A 6,053-nucleotide genomic window follows, 5' to 3' on the forward strand; every position below is an offset into this window, starting at 1 on the left:
CGGCCGGCGACCCGCCGCACCGCGGGCGGCGCCCTCGTGCGCACGGCCGTCGGCGCCGTCGTCCCGCTCCTGGTCGTCGGGCTCTGGGCGGTGGTCACCGCCACCGGCGCCGTCCCCGCCCACCTGCTGCCCGCGCCGCTCGACGTGGTGCGGGCGGGGGTCCAGCTCGCCGAGCAGGGGATCCTCGGCCAGTACGTCGCCATCTCCCTGCAGCGCGTACTCCTCGGGTTCGCCCTCGGCGCGACGGTGGGCCTCGTGCTCGGTGCCGTGGTGGGCCTCTCCCGCATCGGCCGGCTCCTCCTCGCCCCGACCGCCGGCGCCTTCCGCACCGTCCCGTCGCTCGCGTGGGTGCCGCTGCTCCTGCTCTGGATGGGGATCAACGAGGACTCCAAGGTCACCCTCGTGGCGATCGGCGCCCTGTTCCCCGTGTACACGACCGTCGCCGGGGCGCTCCGGCACGTGGACCCGCACCTCGTGGAGGTGGGGCGCGCGTTCGGGCTGCGCCGGATCCCGCTCCTCGTCACAGTGCAGCTGCCCGCCGTGCTCCCCGCTGTCGTCTCCGGCCTCCGGCTCGCCCTCGCGCAGTCGTGGCTGTTCCTCGTCGCCGCGGAGCTGCTCGCCGCCTCGATGGGGCTCGGCTACCTGCTCACGGAGTCGTCGAGCAACGGCCGCGTGGACCGGGTGCTCCTCGCCATCGTCCTCCTCGCCGTGCTGGGCGCGATCACCGACGCCGTCGTGGGTGTCGTCGAACGCGTGCTCGTGCGCCGCTGGGGCTGACGCCGGCAGCGCCTCGCGCGCCGTGTGTCCCCGCGTGACGATCCCGGTTCGGGTCCTCCGCGGGGCGCACGTAGCGTCGTCGCATGACCTCCCCGCGCACCGAGCAGGCCGCCGCCACCCCCCTGGACCCCTCGGACGGCGACGCCGCGACCGCGGGCCCGGCCTCGTTCCCGCCGCCCGCCGCGCTCGCCGCGTCGGCCAACGTCGGCGCGGAGGCGTACGCGCGCGCGGAGTCCGACCCCGTCGCCTTCTGGGAGGAGGCCGCCCGCCGCCTCGACTGGGAGACGCCCTGGCAGACGGCGCACACCTGGGTCCCGCCCGTCGCCGAGGACGGCACCCCGCAGGTCCCCGCGGCCACCTGGTTCGCCGGCGGCCGCCTGAACGTCGCCGCCAACTGCGTCGACCGGCACGTGGCCGCGGGGCGCGGCGACAGGGTCGCGCTGCACTTCGAGGGCGAGCCCGGCGATCGCCGCGCCGTCACGTACCGCGACCTCCAGGAGGAGGTCGCGCGCGCCGCGAACGCGCTGACCGCCCTCGGCATCGGCCCCGGCGACCGCGTGGTCATCTACCTGCCCGTGCTCGTCGAGACCGTCGTCGCGACCCTCGCGGTCGCCCGCATCGGCGCCGTGCACTCGCTCGTGTTCGGCGGCTTCTCGGCGGAGGCGCTGCGCTTCCGCGTGGAGGACACGGGCGCCCGGCTGCTCATCACGAGCGACGGGCAGCACCGGCGCGGAACCGCGGTCGCCACCAAGCCGCAGGCGGACGAGGCCGTCGCGGGCGTCCCGTCCCTCGAGCACGTCCTCGTCGTCCGGCGCACCGGGCAGGACGTGCCGTGGACCGAGGGACGCGACGTCTGGTGGCATGAGGCCGTCGGAGCCGCGTCGCCCGTCCACGAGCCCCGCGCCTTCGACGCCGAGCACCCGCTCTTCATCATCTACACCTCCGGCACGACGGGCCGCCCCAAGGGCCTCGTGCACACCTCCGGCGGGTACCTGACCCACGCGTCGTGGGCGCACTGGGCCCACTTCGACGCGAAGCCGGACGACGTGCACTGGTGCACCGCGGACCTGGCCTGGGTCACGGCGCACACCTACGAGATCTACGGGCCGCTCTCCAACGGCCTCACGCAGGTGATCTACGAGGGCACGCCCGACACGCCCCACCGTGGACGGCACCTGGAGATCATCGAGCGCTACGGGGTCACCACGTACTACACGGCGCCCACGCTCATCCGCTCCCTCATGAGCTGGTTCCCCGACGGCGTGGGCGGGCACGACCTGTCCAGCATCCGCCTGCTGGGGTCCGTGGGGGAGGCGATCAACCCGGCCGCGTGGCGCTGGTTCCACCGGGAGGTCGGCGGCGGCGCGGCGCCCGTGGTCGACACGTGGTGGCAGTCCGAGACCGGCGCCGCGGTCATCGCGCCCCTGCCCGGCGCCTCCACGCTGAAGCCGGGCGCCGCGGGTCGCGCGCTGCCCGGGTTCCGGGTCGCCGTGGTCGACGACGACGGCGAGGAGACGGCCGCGGGGGAGCCGGGCCTCCTCGTCATCCAGCGTCCCTGGCCCGGGATGGCCCGCACCGTCTGGGGCGACCCGGACCGCTACCGCAGCGCCTACTGGGAGCGCTTCGCCGACCGCGGCTGGTTCCTCGCCGGCGACGGCGCCCGACGGGACGGCGACGGGGACATCGCGCTCCAGGGCCGCATCGACGAGGTCGTGAACGTCTCCGGCCACCGGCTGTCGACCATCGAGATCGAGTCGGCCCTCGTCGCGCATCCGCGCGTCGGCGAGGCCGGCGTCACGGGCGTCGCCGACGACCTCACCGGGCAGCGCGTGGTCGCGTTCGTGGTGCCGCGCGGCGACGACCGGCCGGCGGACGACGACGCGGAGGGCTGGCGCGCGCTCGCCGCGTCGCTGGGGCCGGAGCTCACGGCGCACGTGGCCCGGGCCATCGGGCCGGTCGCGAAGCCGCGGCGGATCGTGGTGGTGCCGGACGTGCCGAAGACGCGCTCGGGCAAGATCATGCGGCGCCTCCTCGCCGACCTCGTCGAGGGCCGGACGCTCGGGGACGCCACGAGCCTGCAGGACGCCGCCGTCCTCGGCCGCATCCGCGCCGTCCTCGACGCGTCGGACCGCTGATCCCCGGCGCGGACGGCGGACGCCAAAGCGGCACGACGGACACGCGCGGGGGTCGCGCCGCGGCGCGCCGGCGGGTGCCCACCCGCTAGAGTGACCCGCGGAACAGACCACCTTTAACATCCGTCCCGAGAGGCGGGGAAGGAGGTCGGATTGCCTCAGCGCATCGTGCTGCAGCCCTCTGACATCACCCGTGCGCTCACGCGCATCGCCCACGAGATCCTCGAGTCGAACCGCGGCCCCGCCGGCCTCCTGCTCCTCGGGATCCCCACGCGCGGCACCGTCCTCGCCGAGCGCATCGGCCGCATCATCGCCCGCCTCGAGCCCGACGCCCCCGCCGACCTGGTGGGCTCGCTCGACGTCACCATGTACCGCGACGACCTGCAGCGGAACCCCACCCGCGCGCCCGCGCCCACGCTCCTGCCCGCGGGCGGCGTGGACGGCCGCACGGTCGTGCTCGTCGACGACGTGCTCTTCTCCGGACGCACGGTCCGCGCGGCCCTCGATGCGATCGGCGACCTCGGCCGCCCGACGGCCGTGCGCCTCGCCGCGCTGGTGGACCGCGGGCACCGGGAGCTCCCCATCCGCGCCGACTTCGTGGGGAAGAACCTGCCGTCGAGCCTCGCGGAGCGCATCTTCGTGCGGCTCGACGAGATCGACGGCGAGGACGCCGTCGCCATCGAGGGCCCCGACGACGCGCCGGCGCCCGCCGCGGGGGAGGCCGTGTCGTGAGGCACCTGCTCTCCACCCGCGACCTGACCCGCGACGAGGCCGTCCGCATCCTCGACGTCGCGGAGGACATGTCCGACGTGGGCACGCGCGAGATCAAGAAGACGCCGGCGCTCCGCGGCCGCACCGTGGTCAACCTCTTCTTCGAGGACTCGACCCGCACCCGCATCTCGTTCGAGGCCGCTGCCAAGAGGCTCTCGGCGGACGTCATCAACTTCAGCGCCAAGGGCTCCAGCGTCTCCAAGGGCGAGAGCCTGAAGGACACGGCGCAGACCCTGCAGGCCATGGGCGCCGACGGCGTCGTCGTCCGCCACCCGTCCTCCGGCGCGCCGCACACGCTCGCGGGCAGCGGCTGGATCGACGCCGGCATCGTCAACGCGGGCGACGGTACGCACGAGCACCCCACTCAGGCCCTGCTCGACGCGTTCACCATCCGCCGCCGACTGCACGGCCCGGCTGCCCGGGGGAGGGGCCTCGACGGCGCGCGCGTCCTCATCGTCGGCGACATCCTCCACTCGCGCGTCGCCCGCTCGAACGCGTGGCTCCTCACGACGCTCGGCGCCGAGGTCACGCTCGTCGCCCCGCCGACGCTCGTGCCCGTGGGGGTCGGCTCGTGGCCGGTGACCGTCCGCTACGACCTCGACGCGGCGCTCGTCGAGGGCCGGCCGGACGCGGTCATGATGCTGCGCATCCAGGCCGAGCGCATGCGCGCGGCCTTCTTCCCGAACCCGCGCGAGTACGCGCGCATCTGGGGACTCGACGACGCGCGGCTCGCGCTGCTCGGGCCCGATACGATCGTCATGCACCCGGGGCCCATGAACCGCGGGCTCGAGATATCCGCCGCCGCCGCCGACTCGGAGAGGTCCACGGTGCGCGAGCAGGTCGCCAACGGCGTCTCGGTGCGCATGGCCGTCCTCTACCTCCTGCTGTCCGGCGACGGGAAGGCCGACCGATGACCCAGTACGACATGCCCCAGCACGACACGACCGCGCGCGACGCCCACCTGATCCGCGGCGCGACCCTGCCCTCGGGCGAGCGCGCCGACATCCTCGTCGCCGACGGGCTGATCCGCGAGATCGGGCCCGACCTCGAGGTCCCGGCCGGCGCGCACGTCGTCGAGGCCGACGGGCTCGTGGCGCTGCCCGGCCTCGTCGACCTGCACGTGCACCTGCGCGAGCCCGGCTACGAGCAGAGCGAGACGGTGCTCACCGGATCCCGCGCGGCGGCCCTCGGCGGGTTCACCGCGGTCTTCGCGATGGCCAACACCATGCCCGTGCAGGACACCGCCGGCGTGGTCGAGCAGGTCAAGGCGCTCGGCGACGCGGCGGGCTACGCGACGGTGCGGCCCATCGGCGCCGTGTCGGTCGGCCTCGCGGGGGAGTCGCTGGCCGAGATCGGCGCCATGGCGTCGAGCCGCGCCGCCGTCCGCGTCTTCTCCGACGACGGGAAGTGCGTCTCCGACCCGCTCCTGATGCGCCGCGCGCTGGAGTACGTGAAGGCGTTCGACGGTGTCATCGCGCAGCACGCGCAGGACCCGCGCCTCACCGAGGGCGCCACCATGAACGAGGGCGCGCTGTCCGGCGAGCTCGGCATCACGGGCTGGCCCGCGGTCGCCGAGGAGTCGATCATCGCGCGCGACGTGCTGCTCGCCGAGCACGTCGGATCCCGCCTGCACGTCTGCCACGTCTCCACGGCCGGCTCGGTCGACGTGATCCGCTGGGCCAAGGCCCGCGGCGTCGACGTGACCGCCGAGGTCACGCCCCACCACCTGCTGCTCACCGAGGACCTGGTCGCCGGCTACGACGCGCGCTACAAGGTCAACCCGCCGCTGCGCCGCCGCGAGGACGTGGAGGCTCTCCGCCTCGCGCTCGCCGACGGCACCATCGACGTGGTGGCCACCGACCACGCGCCGCACCCCGTCGAGGCGAAGGACTGCGAGTGGGACGCGGCCGCGTTCGGCATGGTGGGCCTCGAGTCCGCGCTGTCGGTCGTCCAGCTCGCGATGGTCGACACGGGCCTGCTCGACTGGCAGGGCGTCGCGCGGGTCATGTCGCACGCCCCCGCGCGCATCGGCCGCCTGGCCGAGCACGGCCACGTCCTCGCGGGCGGATCCCCGGCCGACATCACCCTGTACGACCCCCGCGCCTCGCGCGTCTTCGGGCGCGACGACCTCGGCGGGCTGAGCGGCAACTCCCCGTACCTGGAGATGACGCTGCCCGGCCGCGTCGTCGCGACCTTCCACCGCGGCTACCCGACGGTGCTCGACGGCGCGCTCGTCGACCGCGGGACGGTCGCGCGCGCCGCGGTCCTCCGCGACCGCGCCGACGCCGACGCGCGCGGCGGGTCGGCGTCCGTTGCCCCGGGGAGCCCCGCCGCATGAGCGACCGCCTCGGACCCGCGCTCACCGTGATCGCG

Annotated in this window: 5 protein-coding genes; all 5 read left to right on the forward strand. The window is 75.2% G+C overall.

Going from position 1 to position 6,053, the window contains the following annotated elements:
* Positions 1-777 (forward strand): ABC transporter permease (locus Q6969_RS12085; protein WP_317230662.1); only part of this gene is annotated, 777 nt, incomplete at its 5' end.
* 83 nt (positions 778-860) lie between these two features.
* Positions 861-2,912 (forward strand): acetate--CoA ligase, encoded by a 2,052-nt coding sequence (gene acs / locus Q6969_RS12090; protein WP_317230663.1) that lies wholly within the window; start codon positions 861-863, stop codon positions 2,910-2,912.
* Positions 2,913-3,062: 150 nt separating this feature from the next.
* Positions 3,063-3,641, forward strand: a complete 579-nt coding sequence (gene pyrR, locus Q6969_RS12095) for a bifunctional pyr operon transcriptional regulator/uracil phosphoribosyltransferase PyrR (RefSeq protein ID WP_317230664.1) — start codon at positions 3,063-3,065, stop codon at positions 3,639-3,641.
* Positions 3,638-4,594 carry an aspartate carbamoyltransferase catalytic subunit gene (locus Q6969_RS12100; RefSeq protein WP_317230665.1) on the forward strand — a complete coding sequence of 319 codons (957 nt, stop codon included), beginning with the start codon at positions 3,638-3,640 and terminating at the stop codon, positions 4,592-4,594. Before pyrR ends, Q6969_RS12100 begins: the two co-directional genes overlap by 4 nt.
* Positions 4,595-4,605: 11 nt before the next feature.
* On the forward strand, positions 4,606-6,018 hold the full coding sequence (locus tag Q6969_RS12105; protein WP_317230666.1) for a dihydroorotase: 1,413 nt from the start codon (positions 4,606-4,608) through the stop codon (positions 6,016-6,018).
* Positions 6,019-6,053 lie beyond the last annotated feature (35 nt).

The organism is Clavibacter sp. MX14-G9D, assembly GCF_032917815.1.
Classification (GTDB): domain Bacteria; phylum Actinomycetota; class Actinomycetes; order Actinomycetales; family Microbacteriaceae; genus Clavibacter; species Clavibacter michiganensis_K.